Origin of the sequence: Mucilaginibacter limnophilus, from assembly GCF_004005815.1 — a bacterium.
Taxonomy (GTDB): Bacteria; Bacteroidota; Bacteroidia; order Sphingobacteriales; family Sphingobacteriaceae; genus Mucilaginibacter; species Mucilaginibacter limnophilus.
On the sequence record NZ_SACK01000002.1, the window covers coordinates 874,744 to 892,275 of the forward strand.

The following is a 17,532-nucleotide window of genomic DNA, read 5'->3' on the forward strand; positions in this document are numbered from 1 at the left end:
TAAATTACAAATCAAATTTAATTCCCTGTGCTAAAGGCAACGTTTTTGAATAATTAATAGTATTGGTTTGCCTGCGCATGTACGCTTTCCATGCGTCTGACCCCGACTCGCGGCCGCCGCCCGTTTCCTTTTCGCCGCCAAACGCGCCGCCAATTTCGGCACCCGAGGTGCCTATGTTAACGTTTGCAATACCGCAGTCAGAACCCGCAAACGACAAAAATTGTTCGGCCTCGCGCAAATTATTGGTCATGATGGCTGAAGATAAACCCTGCGGTACAGCGTTTTGCATGGCAATCGCGTCGTCAATATCAGTATATTTTATCAGGTAAAGAATAGGAGCGAAGGTTTCGTGCTGCACAATGCTGTATTGATTTTCCACTTCGGCTATGCAAGGCTTTACATAACAACCAGAGGTATAGGCTTCGCCTTCAAGCCTGCCGCCTTCCACAATAAATTTACCGCCTTCAGCCTTGCATCTTTCTATCGAGTCAAGGTAAGCCTGCACCGCGTCTGCATCAATCAGCGGACCCATGTGGTTATTTTCATCAAGCGGGTTGCCAATGCGGATTTGCCCGTATGCGCTCACCAGTTTTTGCTTAAACTGCTCGTAAATACTTTCATGAATGATCAATCTGCGTGTGGTAGTACAACGCTGGCCTGCTGTACCCACCGCGCCGAACACTGCACCTATCAATGCCATGTCAAGATCGGCATTTTCGGTTATGATGATGGCGTTGTTTCCGCCAAGTTCAAGCAAACTACGGCCTAAACGTGCGCCAACAGCAGCGCCCACAGCCTTGCCCATACGGGTTGAACCTGTTGCCGAAACTAAAGGTACACGGGTATCATTGGCGATCAGTTCACCAATATCACGGCCGCCAATTACTATGGACGATACGCCTTCCGGTACCTCATTTCGTTCGAAAATAGTTTGTACAATATGCTGGCAGGCAATAGCCGTTAAAGGTGTTTTTTCTGATGGTTTCCAAACACATACATCGCCGCACACCCAGGCCAAAGCGGCATTCCAGCTCCATACCGCTACCGGGAAATTAAACGCCGAAATAATGCCCACCACACCCAGCGGATGATACTGCTCGTACATGCGGTGCCCCGGGCGTTCCGAGTGCATGGTGAGGCCGTAAAGCTGGCGGCTTAAACCAACAGCAAAATCGCATATATCAATCATTTCCTGCACTTCACCGTAGCCTTCCTGCAGGCTTTTACCCATTTCGTATGATACCAGCGCACCCAGGCTTTGCTTGTGCTCACGCAGTGCATCCCCAATTTGCCTTACAATTTCACCACGTTTTGGCGCCGGCACGGTGCGCCATATGGTAAATGCCTGCTGCGCTTTTTCAATAACGGCATTATAGTCATCGGCTGTAGCCATGGTTACCTGCGCTATCAATTTACCGTCAACCGGTGAAGTGATATTTTTTATATCAGTACCGCTGCCACCCCATATGCTGCCTGTACTAAAGGCAGGGTTTTTGTCGTTTATATGTAAATGAGAAAGAATTTTTGAAATATCGATATACATAATCGTAAATTTGTCAAAGGTAAAAATCTTTAAGGCAAATCACCCGGCACCCTCACTTAACCGCCTTCCGCTGATACTTATTTATTATCAGGTAGTTGCATTTAACAAGTGTTAACAATGTGTGTATGTTGAAAACTTAATTGCATTGCCGTTACTTATAGTTATTAACTTAAACGCAGTAAAGCCTAAAAGCAATATAAATTGCTGTCAAGCCGAATATGTTCTGCAAACAAAATTGAATGGAAGAAGAATTTGAATTTGGTTCTGCCGAAGATGCAAAATTCTCGGTAGAACGGTACGAAGAGATGATTCGTAACCACGACCAGTACTTTTTTGATGCCCAGGCGTTTGAGAACATTATCGACTACTACATCGAGAAGAACGACCCGCTAAAAGCATTGCAAGTTGTAGAGTACGCCCGCAACCAGCACCCTTTCGCCGCTGTATTTTTTATTAAACAGGCACAGTTGCTGGTGGTAACTAACCGCGCTTCAGAGGCTTTTGACTCGCTTGACAAGGCGGCCATGCTTGAAGCAAGCGACCCGGATATCTACGTGATCCGCGGTAACCTGTACGAAAGTATGGAACGCTACGACGAGGCTTTGGAAAATTACGAAAAGGCCCTTGAACTTGCCGATGAAACTGACGATGTGCTGCTGCATATTGCCTACGTACATCAAAACATGGGCGACTATGATCAGGCTATAAAATACCTGAAACGCTGCCTTGAGCAGAATATGGAAAACCAGGACGCCCTGTACGAGCTGGCCTTTTGCTATGATGTGCTAGACAACCAGGAGGAAAGCGTGCAGTTTTATATGCAGTACATCGATAACGAGCCATATAGCTATGCCGCATGGTACAACCTGGGCAACGCTTATACTAAGTTAGGCCTGTTTGAAAAAGCTATCGATGCGTATGATTACGCCATCCTGATAAAAGAAAGCTTTGCGTCTGCCTACTTTAACAAAGGTAACGCCTTGGTGAACCTTGAAAAATATGCCGAGGCCATTGAAGTTTACCGCCATACGTTTGAGTATGAGCAGCCTAATGCCGATACCTATTGCGCCATTGGTGAATGCTACGAAAAGCTGGAGCAGATGGACGACGCGAGGGCTTTTTACAAAAAGTCGGTGAAAATGGATCCTAAACTGGCCGATGCATGGTTTGGCATAGGAGTAACCCTTGATTTTGAGGAACGTTATTTTGAAGCGCTGCACTTCTACAAAAAAGCTCTCGACCTTGACATTGCCAATGCCGACTACTGGTTTGCCATTGCCGATGCCGAATACAAGCTTGGCCGTATTGACGAAGCAGCCCAGGCTTATGAAAAGGTAGTTGAACTGAACCCGGTAGATATTGATGCCTGGCTTGATTATTCGTCGATACTGTACGAGCAAAGCAAGCTAACCGAAGCCATCGAGGTAATGACAGAGGCCATAAAAACTAACCCGGGAACAGCAGAGCTGTATTACCGCATGGTTGCTTACCTGTTTGCCAAAGGCGATTATAACGAGGCGCTTAACCAGCTTGAGCTTGCCTTAAGCACCGATGCCGAGAAGCACTTTATCCTGTTTGAATATTTGCCTCAGCTGCAAAACAACAAGGTGATCATTGATATCATTAACCGCTATACGCGTTAAGCGTTGAACATATTTTTATCGAAGCCGTATCCGGATTTCCGGTGCGGCTTTTTTGTTTACAATAGAGAGATTAGTTATATATGATATTTTCTGCCTTATTTAAATGGAGAATTAGGAGTTTAAAGGCAATGCTAAAAGACTTTGTTAATACTGCTGCTGAATTAGGTTTACCTGAAAAAGATACTGATTTTGCTTTAGACTTATTGTCGCACTATGAATATGGAGAATGTTTTCATTTAGTGATTGCTCAGTTGTATGAATTTGATATAAAAATCACAAATGAATTTTATGAGACAATTAAGCAATTGGCAAATAAGATGAAATATTCTGCGAGTATCAATCATATGCAGGAATTAGTTCAGTAGAATTTATTAACAAGGATCTTATAATATATGGAATCCATGACCTGTCTGCATCTTATAGTAAAAGATCGGTTATGAAATACTTATTGTTTTGTTTAATCATATTGTCGGGCTCGGTTAAGCTAAAAGCGCAGTCGACTCAAAAGGATAGTGTTGTTATAAGTGAGTATGAAAATTATCATACAAATGTTGGCAAGGCAAGGGCTTTGCATGACATCAGTAACAATACTATAAAGCTGTTACTGATAGGCGGTATGCGGCCAAAGCACTTTGATGATCAGGAGAGGTTTGAGCGTAAATATGATATCACATACTACACGTATGGATGTGTTTTTCCGCGAGGTGAAAAGATACGAGCTTACAATGCAGAAGTGTTTAAATATCTTGATAACAAGTATGGCAAAGACTGGCGCAAAGAAACACGGCCTGATGTGATAGGATTGTGATTGCCGGATAACCGCTAAAATTGCTATCTTTCAGCCACCATATCAAAGTTGAATGAAAAAGACTTTAGTTGTCTTATTTTGGATAATATCAACCGCTGCGGTGTCTGTGGCGCAGGAGCTGCCACCCATCGATGGTATAAAGTTTGAAGGTTCGGAAATATTCAAGGTACATGAGCCGCTGGTACTGCAAACCGCCGATTACCTGCTTACCACCCCTGTTAAAGAAAATGATATCGACCGTTTAAAAGCTGTGCAGTTTTTGATAAAGTGGATGGAAGGAACCCCTGATCATACGTTTACCATAGATGGTTATCCCACAAAATACTTCTCATATAACGTTGATTTGATGAGCATATACATGGCTGCTTTATGCAAGGTGGAACTTGAAACCAAGCATACTGATGCTAACGAACTAACTCTCGACGCCACCAAAGTTTTCCTGAAATACGTTAACGAGCCTACCTACTACAAATCAAAACTATCAAAAGATATAAAGCGTCTTTCGGCGGCGAATGATAAAGGTGAGCTTAAATCATTTTTGAGGATGTAAGTTAGGCGGCGTAAAACATTGCTATATTCGCCGTTGCATTACATCAGTCCTTTAAAATGAAAAAATACGGCCTTATAGGGTACCCGCTGTCGCACTCGTTCTCCAAAAAATACTTTACCGAAAAGTTTGCCAATGAAGGCATTGCCGATGCACAGTATGACCTTTATCCTATTGAGGATATCAGTACGTTCAACAGCTTTTTAAGCGCCAATCCCGGTTTGGTTGGGTTAAATGTGACCATTCCGTACAAGGTTGATGTGATGAAGTACGTCGACTGGCTCGACGAGGAAGCCAATAAGGTAGGCGCTGTAAATACCTTGCGCATCAGTCAGGAAACACCGGTTGCGGCATCATTTGAAGGCACTGTTGCCTTCGGCGACGATAACTTCAGGGTGGAAGGATTTAATACTGATGTGTATGGTTTCGAAATGTCGTTAAAGCCATTGCTAAAAAAACATCACGAAAGTGCGTTGGTGCTGGGTAACGGGGGCGCGGCGAAAGCAGTATTTTATGTGCTGGATAAACTTGAGATACCTTACGCGGTTATCACTCGCCGTAAAATGGACGGTACGATATTGTTTGATGAGCTCGAACCCGAAATGGTGGCTGAGAACAAATTGATTATTAACACCACCCCTGTTGGTACATCACCAAATGTAAATGAATGCCCGCCAATACCTTACGACCAGATTACGGATAAACACCTGCTTTACGACCTGATTTACAATCCCGAGCAGACGCTGTTACTGAAGAAAGGGGCGGAGAGGGGCGCGGTAACAAAAAACGGTCATGAAATGCTGATACTGCAGGCCGAACGGGCCTGGGAAATATGGAACAAAAAAGCCTGATGCGATGAAGTGGTGCGCAATTGTTTTATTAGCATTGATAGTACTTGCCGGCTGCGTCGGCGAGGCGGATTACTCGCCCAAGCCAAGGGGGTACTTCCGTATATACTATCCCGAAAAGGCTTATCAGCAATATAATGATGGCTGCCCGTTTACTTTTGAGTATCCCAAATACGCTAACATTGTACCCGATCCGAAGGCTAAAAATAATCCTTGCTGGCTGAACATGAATTTGCCCCAGTTTAACGGGGTACTGCATTTAAGCTATCAGCCGGTAACATCCAAAAAGATATTTAACGAGTTGGTTGAAGATGCGCACACCTTTGCTTTCAAGCACACTATAAAAGCGACTTCGATTGATGAAGGCTACATCAGCTATCCCGACAGGAAAGTTTACGGATTATATTATACCATTGACGGCAACGCGGCCTCTTCGGTACAGTTCTTCTTAACAGACAGTACCCGGCACTATCTTCGGGGCGCATTATACTTTAGCAACGAACCTCGGCTCGATTCGATACAGCCTGTTCTCGACTTCGTGAAGAAAGACGTAGATGTGCTGATAAAAAGTTTTAGGTGGAAGTAGAAGATTTTCGGTTATTGTTTGGCATTCCTCATTAGCAATGGGTTTTAAACCCATTGCTAATGAGGGGTGAATAAAATATACTACCTTTGCCCATATGGCAAAAATCGAATGTTTTGCAAATAATCCTTACCAGGAAAATACCGTTGTTTTATATAATGACAGCGGCGAGTGCGTGATTATCGATCCCGGAATGTACACCGGCGCCGAGCAGAACGCGGTGGTGAATTTCATCAAAGAAAATAACCTGATCCCGGTTTTGTTATTAAACACCCATTGCCATATAGATCATGTGCTGGGCAACAAGTTCGTTTTCGAGCAATATGGTTTAAAACCGAAGTTTCATCAGGGCGAATTGCCTGTGTTAAATTTTGCCCCGGTGCATGCCGCGCAAATAGGTTTTAGGTATGAAAATTCGCCGCTGCCAGATGAATATCTGCCTGAAACAGGAACCATTAGCTTTGGCAATACAACGCTCGAACTGATATTCGCGCCGGGCCATTCGCCTGCGCATTTGTGCTTTTATGATAAGGAAGCCAATATATTGGTAGGCGGAGATGTGCTTTTCAAAGGCAGCATTGGTCGCAGCGATTTGCCCGGTGGTAACCACGCGCAGCTTTTGAAAAATATCCGTGAGAAATTGTTCGTGCTGCCTGATGACTGCACAGTATATCCGGGGCATGGACCTGAAACAACCATCGGTTACGAAAAACAATACAACCCCTTTTTTAATTAACTCTGCATAACCCTTTATAATTGAACACGGCGGTTTACATAGCGAAGCGGTATCTTTTTTCACGCAAAAAGGTACATGCCATCAATATTATCTCAGGCATATCCATGCTTGGGGTGTTTGTGGGCAGTGCAGCGCTTATTATTATCCTGTCGGTGTTTAACGGGTTCGAAAAAGTTATCCTTTCGCTGTACAGTAATTTCAGTCCGGAAGTAAAAATTGAGGCCAAGTTGGGCAAAACATTTAACCCGAACACACCTTACTTTGTATCGCTGAAAAACGATAAACGCATATTTTCGTACACCCAGGTGTTGCAGGAAAAGGTTTTACTGCGTTATGGTAACAAACAGTTTATAGGTACTATAAAGGGAGTGAGCGACGATTTTTTAAAGAACCCGCGCCTGGATAGCACCATACTCAACGGATCGTTCACGCTGAAGGCCGGCGGTAAAGACTACGCGGTGGTAGGAGCCACCATACAGGCCAGTTTAGGTGTTAATATTGATGACGCGATAGCCCAGTTGCAGGTATATTCGCCGAGGCGAAGCGCTTCGGCATCGTCAAACCCATTGAACGAGTTTGTTGTACAAAGCATATCGCCTTCGGGTGTGTTTGCCATACAGCAGGACTTTGACGATATTGTAGTTGCACCGCTCAGCTTCACCCGCGATCTGCTCGATGAACCCGACCAGGTATCGTCTGTTGAATTAAACTTCAACAAGGGCGTTAACATTGAAAAGGTAAAAGAAGAAATAGAAAAATCGGCAGGCAGCAGTTTTGTGGTAAAAAACCGGGTACAGCAAAATACCGAGCTATATAAAACGTTGAATTATGAGCGCTGGTCGGTTTTTATGATACTAACCTTTGTGTTGATCATAGCCGTGTTTAACATCATTGGTTCGTTAACGATGCTGGTTATTGATAAACGGAAAGACATTGCCATATTAACCAGTTTGGGTGCCGGGAAAAGGCTGATACAGGGTGTTTTCTTTTTCGAGGGAATGATGATATCAGTACTGGGGTGTGTAGCCGGTATTATAGTAGGGCTGATATTTTGCATATTGCAGCAGCAATTCGGCCTGATAAAAATAAACGGCTCGTTAACGGTTATTGATGCTTACCCTATAGACATTAAGCCCGGCGACTTTTTACTCGTGTTTTTAACCGTATTGGGTATCGCCGTAATAGCATCGGGCATAAGCGCGCGGCTAAGTGTAAAAGGGTTGAGCGATTTAAAGCAAGACCTGTAGAAAGATAATTTATGCGTATTTTAAATATACAGTATATCATTTTAGGCATAACGTTGATGCTGGTATCGGCATGCTCATGCAACCGGCGCCCCGATGCTAAAAAACCGCTTGTGATAAAAGGTTTGTATAGCTTTGGCCCCGAGATCAAATCGTTTCAGGAATGCGGCCGCGAGAAAGAGTTCTGGGTAACCGATAGTTCGGCGCAGTTGGAATTAAAATATTCACAAATGAACTTTGAAAAGCCTTACCTGCCCGTTTATGTCGAGGTAGAGGGCGTAAAAAAACCTTCGAACAAAGACGGTTTAGGTGCTGAGTTTGACAGTACACTTGTGGTTTATAAAGTCATCAAAATTACAAAAGAAATTCCTGCCGATAGCTGCCGTTAACCCGGCTGTATGTTGAAAAACGCATCGGCATTTAATAAAACAAATTAGGCGCGACAGGCTTTTAATAGTAGCTTTAACTTTTAATATTCGCCGTTCGGCTAATTAATATATCTCATCATGGAATCAAAACGTCAGCAAAAGTTTGCAGGAGTAATACAACAAGACCTTGCCGCCATTTTTCAACGCGAGGGCAATGCCTATTTGCCCAATACGCTGGTAACTATTACTAAAGTAAGGGTAACACCCGATTTGGCTATTGCACGCGTTTTCCTGAGCTTTTTTAATAATACCAATACTCAGCAGGCCTTGCAGCTGGTAAAATCGCATGCTTCAGAAATTCGCTACAAGCTTGGCGCACGTATAAAAGACCAGGTGCGCATTATACCGCAGCTTGAGTTTTTTGTGGACGATACCAACGAATACGTTGAGCGTATGGACGCGCTGTTTGACAAAATAAGCCGCGAACCACGTCAGCCCGATACCGAAGAGTAATTTCGCATGGATGCCTCGGAACTGTTGGTACAGCATCTGCAAAAGTATCCGTTGCGTGTAAGTAAGGTTGTTGATATCAAGCCTGACGATTGCCTGCTGCATATGGATCTTACCGCCGGCAACAGTGAACTTAACCCGCAGTTATTAAAAGATGTACAGGCGTTTGATGGCTGGGTAACTAAAAAACTAAATGATTCGGGCTGCCGTTATGGCGTTGGGGGCTATATGGAAAACCGGGTCATCTATGCCAGCCGGGAGCATTTTGATACAGATGCCGAACCCCGCAGCATCCATTTAGGCGTTGACATCTGGGCCGCGGCAGGTACACCGGTATATACACCACTTGACGGCATTGTACACAGCTTCCTGGATAATGACAACTTTGGTGATTATGGCCCCACCATCGTCCTTCAACATGATATCGCCGGACTTACCCTTTATAGTCTTTACGGGCATCTCAATCGTGCAAGTCTTAATAACTTAACAGTCGGCCAAAAAGTTAATTCCGGGCAACATATAGCCAGCTTCGGCAACCTCGATGAAAACGGCAACTGGCCGCCGCACCTGCATTTTCAGCTGATGCTGGATATGGAAGGCAAGAAGGGTGATTATCCGGGCGTGTGCCGTCCGTCTGAAAAAGGAAGGTATCTGAAAAATGTTCCTGATCCTGATATTCTGCTTCAAATAAATAACCGATTATAAGCATAGCGCTTGTAAATACGTCTTAATAGTATTTTTTATATTTTTGAGGGCGTTAAGCAATTGCATGAAACCTCTTATCACTTTTCTGTTGCTGTGTATTTTTCACAGCACATTCTCACAAATACAGCCTTACGGGCAAATTGATACCGCCAGTTTAAAATTATCCGAATGTCCCTTTGAAAAAAATGCCGGCGCTATGGTGCTCTTTGATAAAGGCGAGCTAACACGTTACGATTATTCAATTGAACTGAAACGGCATAAACGCATAAAAATACTTAACAGCAGCGGTTTAAGTGAAGGTGATATTAAACTGCAATATATCAGTAAAGGAGCTGCTGAAGATATAGATATCATATCCGCCCAAACTATCAATTTAACAAACGGAAAAATTGAATACACACCTGTTGATAAAAAAAGGATATATACCCAAAAAATCGATAAGTATCGCAAAGTTGTTATCATCACCTTTCCGGCTGTAAAGGTGGGCTCTGTTATTGAATTTGTTTATAAATGGAGCACCCCCTTTCTTTATTACCCTCCCTGGATATTTCAAGAAGACATACCGGTACTATATAGCGAGATTATCACAAAATTTAGATATGGCGTGTACTATCTAAGTAAAGTAAAACAGCCTTTTGTAAAGGCCGGGGTAGTAGTAACAGATAAAACAACCGGCATAAAAAAGGTATGGGCAATGGCCAATGTGCCGTCGTATAAAGAAGAACCCTTTGCTCCTACTGATGAGAACATGGTACAGCAAATTGTTTTTTTTAAAGGTAATTATACCACATGGAATGAAATTTCGCGCAGGGTTATTGGTGATGTTGACTTTGGCAAGCAGTTGCAGGTAAGCTTGCCGGGTACCGATTCAATATTAACAATAGTTGCAAAACTGAATAACGAAACCGACAAAATTGAAGCGGTTTTCAATTACGTTAAAAACAAAATGCTATGGGATAACACAGATGACTGGTTTACCCGGGCAGGACTGAAAAAAGCATGGAATAAAAATACGGGCAACTCCACCGAGATTAATCTTATTTTATTCACGCTGCTTAAAAAGGCCGGTGTTGAAGGGTTTCCGGTTTTAGTAAGTACACCTGATAATGGTATAGTTGAGCCTAATTATCCAAGCATCCTGCAGTTTAATAAAACCGTAATATGTGTGCCTGCCGATAGTATTAAACACTATGTACTTGATGCTACAAATAAACACGGCGACTATAAAATTATTCCTTACGATATATTAAACACTTACGGGTTAGGTATAAATACCGATATTAAAAATCCGGTTAAAGAGCTTGAAAAGAATGCCGGACAATTGTTTTCAATACAAAGTGTAGTGCCGGCTTCAAAAGCGATAAACAATATATCCACTATAACTGCCGACGGAAAAGTTGAAGGTATAGTTACGATTAAAGATTATGGTTACAACCGCGAAAGTTCGTTAAAATTTAAAAAGCTTCATGAAGACAAGTATGCTGATTATCTAAAAGAAGATAATAACGACCTCGAGATCAAATCGGTAAGTTTTGACAATACAGATATTGATACCTTGCCACTAATTCAAAATATAAATTATAAAGTTAATCTGGTACAGTCCGACGGTGGATATCTGTACCTGTATGCCAACCTTTTTTCAGGATTTACAACAAATCCGTTTATAGCTGATGTACGAAACTCAGATATTGAATTAGGCTTCCCTAAAACTAACATGATAAACACTGTTTATACCATTCCTAAAGAATTAAAAATTGAAAGCTTACCTAAAAATCTTTACGTGAGAGCCGAAGACGGAAGTGTAAGCCTTAAGCGTTTTGCAGCTGTAGAAGATAACAGGCTGTATGTACGGTACACAGTAACATTGCATCATCATTATTTCAAAAAAGATCAATACACAGGCGTAAAAGAGTTTTTTAAAAAAATGTTTGAAATACTAAATGAGCCGGTTGTTATTCAAAAAAGTAATTAACCAGCTTTATACAAGTTAAATTTTTTTTCTATATTCAAGCCTTGAATTATTGATTTTACTCAAAACCTTATCAGCATGAAAAAACTATTTCCCAATTAGTTTTAGCCGCACCATAAGTGCGAAGCTTTATAATACAACAACTTAAAATACCCTTTTAACTTAGACTAACCCTTTTCATGAAAAAGATTTATGCCTGTTTAGTGGCATGCGCTGTGCTAACAACAGTAAAAGCGCAATCTCCCGCGCCAAAACTACCCGATTTTGGAAAAATTGACGTAGCCGACCTTGAACTAAAACAATGTGATTTTGAACCTGATGCAAACGCTATGGTGCTGTTTGATAAGGGCGAAGTTTATTTCGACCAAAGCTTTAACATTGTTTTGGAGCGGCATAAGCGAATAAAAATATTCAATGATAACGGTAAAAAAAATGCCGATGTCCGCATAGAATATTATAGCGGCAATCACCTGGAATATGTTACTGATCTGCAGGTGCAAACTATTAACATGGTGAACGGCAAACCCGAAATCACTAAAATTGACAAAAAGCAAATATTTACCGAAAACATTGATAAGATGAATTCGGCAATGGTGTTTTCGTTCCCTAATGTCAAAGCCGGATCGGTTATAGAATACCGTTACCGCCTTACAGCTAATTCATTAAGTGATTTTCCCGAGTGGTATTTCCAGGAAAAGATACCTGTGCGGTATAGCCAGCTAACTACAAAAATCCCTGAGTATTTCTACTATAAGCCTCAAATCCGCCTGGCAACTTATTTTTCTACAAATCAGCACTCAACCAATTCGGCAACCATAGGCTTTGGTAATTCGGCCTTGCAATATGTCAATGAAATTGATGTGCGAGGTATGCAGAATGTACATTCACTGCCCGACGAACCGTATATGCGGTCAGACGCGGATAATCTGCAAAGCATGTCGTTTATACTAACCAGTATCAGGCCACCGCAGGGTTTCACGCAAACAAGTGCCGATACCTGGCCAAAGGTAGGAGGCTTACTGGCTGACGACGAAGACTTTGGCAAACAGCTTAAGCGCAAGTTACAGGGCGAAGAAGCAATTGTTACTAAAGCTGCCTCACTAAAAACGGATGACCAGAAAATAGCCTATTTGTTTAACGAGGTGAAAAACAATATGAAATGGAATAATCTGGACAGGTGGTTTACCATTGACGGCACAGTTAAGGCCTGGGAGAAAAAAACAGGTAACGCTACCGAAATTAACCTGATACTTTACCATTTACTTAAGCAAGCCGGAGTTGATGCCTACCCGATGGTAGTTAGCACACGCGAACATGGCAGGGTGAACCCCTACAGCGCGTTTATCCGTCAGTTTAACCGTGGAGTAGTGTATATACCTGTTGATAGCACAAGGAGATATATTCTTGACGCATCAGGCAAGTATAACCTGTATAACGAGGTGCCTGATGAACTATTAAACTCGTCAGGGCTGTATATTGACAAGGAGAAAAAACTTTATGATATATTTTTTATCAGTAACAACCAGCCTGTAAGGCAAACTTATTTTATTAATGGCGAAGTTAAACCAGGCGGTAAAATGAGCGGCACTCTGCAAATAAGCAGCTTTAGCTATAATAAAATAAAACGCACCGCCAAGTATAAAACTGATGGAGAAAACAAGTACATCGACTTCTTAAGAGATAATGATAACAGCGTTAAAATATCAGAATTAAAGCTCGAAAACATTGATGTTGATACACTTCCGCTGGTGCAAAATGCAAAGTTTGATATGGACCTTTCGGGTTCTGATGATAATTATATTTATTTAAACCCAAATGCGCTTACACTGCTTAAAACAAATCCGTTTTTAAGCGAGAACCGTTTTACTGATATTGATTTTGCCTATCGCGATAATCACAGCATATTTGCTGTATATAAGTTACCGGCAGGTTATGTTGCCGAAAGTGTGCCTAAAAGCATAAGCCTTACTATGCCCGATAAAAGCATGACTTTCAAACGGATTGTTACCCAGGTAAATGATGCAATTAGTATAAGGTACACAATTGACCACGCAAAAACCACTTATTTTAAAGAAGATTACAACGATTTCAGGGAGTTTAGCAAGCAAATGTTTGAAATGTTGAATGAGCAGATCGTATTGAAAAAGTCATGAAACTGAGATTGTATAAAGTGCTTATGGTTTGCTGCGCACTGGCAGCCGGGGTTAATATATGCAGGGCACAGTCGCCGTCGCCCGATTTGTATAAGGCGGCAACCATACCTGATTCGCTTAAGCAGGAAGCTAACTCTGTGGTGCGTTACAAAATGGTTGAGAATTTTGTTAATGCCCCCGGAGAGTTGATAAATAAATGCCATTCCATTGTTGCCGTTTTAAATGAAAAAGCGATAGATGAAACACGCATCATGATCCCGTATGACAAAACATCGTCTATCAATTCATTTAAAATGAACGTCTATAATGCTGATGGCACCTTGATAAAAAAGTATGCTAAAAGCGATATGTATGACCGCGCCGCGGTTGATGGTATATCAATTATTACCGATAGCCGTTTCAAGGCGATTATGCACGCCGTGGCCAGTTACCCGGTTACTATTGAAATGATTTATGAAACCGAAAATGACAACGCGATTAGCTATGGAAGTTTTCTGCTACAAAATCCCGAACAATCAGTACAAGATACTTACTGTAAGTATCTTGTAAATCCGGGTGTGGCCATCAGGTATAATAACGTTAATACCAAAATACTTCCGCAGAAAGGAACTGCCGATAAGATGGAAACCTATACCTGGCATATATCAAACCTGAAAGCTTTTAAAAGCGAAGAAGGTGTGCCTTCATGGCGTGAAGCCTCGCGGGTAGATATAGCCCCGGTGAAGTTTCAATACAATCATATTGAAGGGGATATGAGCACCTGGACCGGATTTGGTAAATGGATACAAGGGCTTAACAGCGATGTAAACACCCTGTCGCCCGCGCGTGTGGCCGAGTTACAGCAAATGACTGCGCATTTAAAAAGCGACAAGGAAAAAGCCAAATTTTTATATGAATATATGCAGCAAAACATGCGTTATGTAAGCATACAATTGGGTATAGGCGGTTTAAAGCCTTTCCCGGCAGCATTTGTTGACCAAAAAAAATACGGCGACTGCAAAGCCTTGTCAAATTACATGTACGCCATGCTTAAGGCTGTAAATATTCCGGCAAACTATGCAATAATCCGGGCAGGAGAGAATGCCGAGCCAGCGAATGCTGCATTCAGTCAGTTCAGGTTTAACCACGCCATTTTATGCATACCGTTTAAGGGCGATACTACCTGGCTCGAGTGCACCAGCACTACGCAACCCTTCGGCAAGCTGGGCACTTTTACCGAAAACCGTAATGCATTGCTTATTACTGAAGATGGCGGAAAATTGGTGAATACGCCTGTCACCAAAGCTGAGGATAATATATTTAACAGCACGGTTTTAATAAAGCTTAACGCTGATGGTAGCGCTAAAACAGATATAAAGATATCGGGAACCGGCGAGTACCGCAACATGTACCTGGGTCTGGCAGAGATCCCACTTGACAAGCAAAAGGAAATTTTGCTGCGCAGTATGCACATCAAACAGCCTTCGTTTTTTGAGTTTAAGCCGGCAGAAGATAAAGATGGTGTAAAACAGGTTGATATTGAGCTGGAGTATGATAAGTTTAGTGATGTTATTACCGGAAGCAAACAGTTTTACCGCCCGGCGGCATTTGATATATGGACGTTTACCTGCCCTGCCGCCGAAAAGCGCAAAGCCGACTTTTACTTTGAGCACCCCCTGCAAAAAACCAGCGTAACCACTATTGAATTGCCTGAAGGTTTTGAAGTAGAAACATTGCCGGCAAATCAAAGTCTTAAATTTACTTACGGAAGTTTTGACGTAAGTTATGTATATGATGCCGCTACGAACCGCGTAACCGGAACTACAAAATTTAACTTGAATAAGCATATTATACCGGCCGCTAAGTACACCGAAATGCAGCAGTATATGGACGCCGTTGCTAAAGCGCAGAATAAAAAGCTGGTTATCCGCCGCAAGGCGTAAATTTGCGCCTGATGATTTTCAGGATTGTTGATGACCTTATTTTTCCCGACCCAACCCTGGCCGAACCTGATGGTTTGCTGGCAGTAGGCGGCGACCTGTCGACCGAACGACTGATGCTGGCCTACCGGAATGGTATATTCCCATGGTATAGTGACGAAACGCCCATATTGTGGTATTCGCCGCACGAGCGTTTTGTGCTGTATCCAAATAATATAAAAATATCAAAAAGCACGCGGCAGGTGCTGCATTCAAACAGGTTCACAGTTACCATTAATAAAGCTTTTGCTGAGGTGATACAAGCTTGCTCTGCCGCCAAACGCGAAGGGCAGGACGGTACGTGGATAACAAGTGACATGATCAACGCTTATATCAATCTGCATAAAAAAGGCTTTGCGCATTCGGTCGAGGTATGGCAGGATGGTGAGCTTGCCGGCGGACTTTACGGTGTTGAGGTGGGTAATGTGTTTTGTGGCGAGAGTATGTTCAGTCGCGTTAGCAATGCATCTAAAACATCCCTGATATATTTATGCCAATCAGGTAAGTATAAGCTTATAGACTGCCAGTTACATACCGAACACCTGGAAAGCATGGGCGCCCAAATGATAAGCAGGGAAGAATATATGCAAATGCTGACCGAGAAATAGGTAAATTTGAATTGTCATCCTGAACTCGTTTCAGGATCTCTCATGCAATGTGAATACCATGTGAGATGCCGAAATAAATTCGGCATGACATCTAAATGTTTTCCATGCAGCAACCCAACCACAAAGAACGCATCATATTAGGTATCGACCCCGGAACAGCCGTTATGGGTTACGGCCTGATAAAAGAAACCGGCCCCAAAATTGAACTTATTAGTTTGGGTGTGGTAAAAATGGAAAACCTTGACGATCACATGCTGAAACTGCAGCGAATTTTTGAAAAAACCGTTGCTTTAATTGATAACTATCACCCCGACTGCCTGGCCATTGAAGCGCCGTTTTACGGCAAAAACATACAGGTAATGTTAAAACTTGGTCGTGCACAAGGGGTGGCTATGGCGGCGGCGTTGTCACGTAATATTGATATCACCGAGTATTCTCCACGTAAAATAAAACAGGCTATAACCGGCAATGGTAACGCTACCAAGGAACAGGTAGCCGGCATGATACAGCGTCTGCTTAACTTCACCGAAACACCGGATTTTTTAGATGCTACCGACGGACTGGCCGTAGCGGTTTGCCACGCTTTTCAACGCAATATCACAGGTAACAGCAGTGCTGGCGGCAGCAAAAAGTCATACTCAGGCTGGGACACCTTTGCCAAAGATAACGCTGCAAGGGTAAGCGGTTTGACGAAGAAAAAATAATTTAATGTGCGGGGATGTGGGGATATGCAGATGCGCAAATGATGTATCGATGAATATATTATTGAACTTGTAAGTGTATCAATACACTTACTCAATTGTCCTACTGAGGAACGAAGCATCTATCACCATGCATTATAACAGCAAATTCGCACATCTGCACATCCACGTATCTGCACATTAAAACGCTTCCGCACATCAAAAAGCTATCCCCTCAGTGCTTCACGGATTTTTTCAGCGGTTGCCTCATATTCCTCAGGAGTAAACGACAATTTAGGTCTGGAAAAATTAATATCCTGCACACTGTTTAGCGGAATAAGGTGGATATGTGTGTGCGGTACCTCAATGCCAATTACCGCTATGCCTACCCGGGTGCATGGCACAGCTTTTCCAAGTCCTTTGGCTACAATTTTGGCAAACAGCCAGAGACCTGCATAAACATCATCCTCAACATCAAAAATATAATCAACCTCTATTTTTGGGATAACCAGCACATGGCCCTGCGCCAGCGGATTAATATCTAAAAAAGCAAGGTAATCGTTGCTTTCTGCAACCACATACGCAGGCAATTCGCCCGAAACTATTTTTGAAAAGATGGTAGGCATGTT

General features: G+C 42.5%; 18 protein-coding genes. 16 read left to right on the plus strand and 2 right to left on the minus strand.

The window, feature by feature from the left end; genetic code table 11:
- Positions 1-4: 4 nt before the first annotated feature.
- On the minus strand, positions 5-1,543 hold the full coding sequence (gene amaB, locus EOD41_RS08420; RefSeq protein WP_127704332.1) for an L-piperidine-6-carboxylate dehydrogenase: 1,539 nt from the start codon (positions 1,541-1,543) through the stop codon (positions 5-7).
- Between the two features lie 239 nt (positions 1,544-1,782).
- Here amaB and EOD41_RS08425 point away from each other — a divergent pair, with 239 nt between their 5' ends.
- From EOD41_RS08425 to ruvC, 16 genes are all read left to right on the plus strand, one after another.
- On the plus strand, positions 1,783-3,186 hold the full coding sequence (locus EOD41_RS08425) for a tetratricopeptide repeat protein (RefSeq protein WP_127704333.1): 1,404 nt from the start codon (positions 1,783-1,785) through the stop codon (positions 3,184-3,186).
- An 80-nt stretch (positions 3,187-3,266) separates the two neighbouring features.
- Complete coding sequence (locus tag EOD41_RS08430; RefSeq protein ID WP_127704334.1) at positions 3,267-3,551, plus strand: MafI family immunity protein; 285 nt, start codon at positions 3,267-3,269, stop codon at positions 3,549-3,551.
- A gap of 71 nt (positions 3,552-3,622) precedes the next feature.
- On the plus strand, positions 3,623-3,994 hold the full coding sequence (locus EOD41_RS08435; RefSeq protein ID WP_127704335.1) for an FEKKY domain-containing protein: 372 nt from the start codon (positions 3,623-3,625) through the stop codon (positions 3,992-3,994).
- 52 nt (positions 3,995-4,046) lie between these two features.
- Positions 4,047-4,544 (plus strand): hypothetical protein, encoded by a 498-nt coding sequence (locus EOD41_RS08440; RefSeq protein ID WP_127704336.1) that lies wholly within the window; start codon positions 4,047-4,049, stop codon positions 4,542-4,544.
- A gap of 56 nt (positions 4,545-4,600) precedes the next feature.
- Positions 4,601-5,392: a shikimate dehydrogenase family protein gene (locus tag EOD41_RS08445; RefSeq protein WP_127704337.1), complete on the plus strand. Its 792-nt coding sequence runs from the start codon at positions 4,601-4,603 to the stop codon at positions 5,390-5,392.
- Between the two features lie 4 nt (positions 5,393-5,396).
- Entirely contained in the window at positions 5,397-5,975 is a 579-nt protein-coding gene (gldD, locus tag EOD41_RS08450; protein WP_127704338.1) for a gliding motility lipoprotein GldD, read from the plus strand.
- A gap of 94 nt (positions 5,976-6,069) precedes the next feature.
- Positions 6,070-6,708: an MBL fold metallo-hydrolase gene (locus EOD41_RS08455; protein WP_127704339.1), complete on the plus strand. Its 639-nt coding sequence runs from the start codon at positions 6,070-6,072 to the stop codon at positions 6,706-6,708.
- 20 nt (positions 6,709-6,728) lie between these two features.
- Complete coding sequence (locus EOD41_RS08460; protein WP_127704340.1) at positions 6,729-7,955, plus strand: FtsX-like permease family protein; 1,227 nt, start codon at positions 6,729-6,731, stop codon at positions 7,953-7,955.
- Positions 7,956-7,966: 11 nt separating this feature from the next.
- Positions 7,967-8,341 (plus strand): hypothetical protein, encoded by a 375-nt coding sequence (locus EOD41_RS08465; protein WP_127704341.1) that lies wholly within the window; start codon positions 7,967-7,969, stop codon positions 8,339-8,341.
- Between the two features lie 117 nt (positions 8,342-8,458).
- On the plus strand, positions 8,459-8,833 hold the full coding sequence (gene rbfA / locus EOD41_RS08470; protein WP_127704342.1) for a 30S ribosome-binding factor RbfA: 375 nt from the start codon (positions 8,459-8,461) through the stop codon (positions 8,831-8,833).
- 6 nt (positions 8,834-8,839) lie between these two features.
- A complete protein-coding gene (locus tag EOD41_RS08475; protein WP_127704343.1) occupies positions 8,840-9,535 on the plus strand; it encodes a peptidoglycan DD-metalloendopeptidase family protein in 696 nt (231 codons plus the stop codon).
- Positions 9,536-9,599: 64 nt separating this feature from the next.
- On the plus strand, positions 9,600-11,507 hold the full coding sequence (locus EOD41_RS08480) for a DUF3857 domain-containing protein (RefSeq protein WP_127704344.1): 1,908 nt from the start codon (positions 9,600-9,602) through the stop codon (positions 11,505-11,507).
- 176 nt (positions 11,508-11,683) lie between these two features.
- Complete coding sequence (locus EOD41_RS08485; RefSeq protein WP_127704345.1) at positions 11,684-13,657, plus strand: DUF3857 domain-containing protein; 1,974 nt, start codon at positions 11,684-11,686, stop codon at positions 13,655-13,657.
- Entirely contained in the window at positions 13,654-15,579 is a 1,926-nt protein-coding gene (locus EOD41_RS08490) for a DUF3857 domain-containing protein (RefSeq protein ID WP_127704346.1), read from the plus strand. Before EOD41_RS08485 ends, EOD41_RS08490 begins: the two co-directional genes overlap by 4 nt.
- Positions 15,580-15,590: 11 nt before the next feature.
- Positions 15,591-16,223, plus strand: a complete 633-nt coding sequence (gene aat, locus EOD41_RS08495; RefSeq protein WP_127704347.1) for a leucyl/phenylalanyl-tRNA--protein transferase — start codon at positions 15,591-15,593, stop codon at positions 16,221-16,223.
- A 104-nt stretch (positions 16,224-16,327) separates the two neighbouring features.
- A complete protein-coding gene (ruvC, locus tag EOD41_RS08500; protein ID WP_127704348.1) occupies positions 16,328-16,927 on the plus strand; it encodes a crossover junction endodeoxyribonuclease RuvC in 600 nt (199 codons plus the stop codon).
- Positions 16,928-17,130: 203 nt separating this feature from the next.
- Here ruvC and EOD41_RS08505 read toward each other — a convergent pair whose 3' ends face one another.
- Positions 17,131-17,529 carry an HIT family protein gene (locus EOD41_RS08505; RefSeq protein WP_127704349.1) on the minus strand — a complete coding sequence of 133 codons (399 nt, stop codon included), beginning with the start codon at positions 17,527-17,529 and terminating at the stop codon, positions 17,131-17,133.
- Positions 17,530-17,532 lie beyond the last annotated feature (3 nt).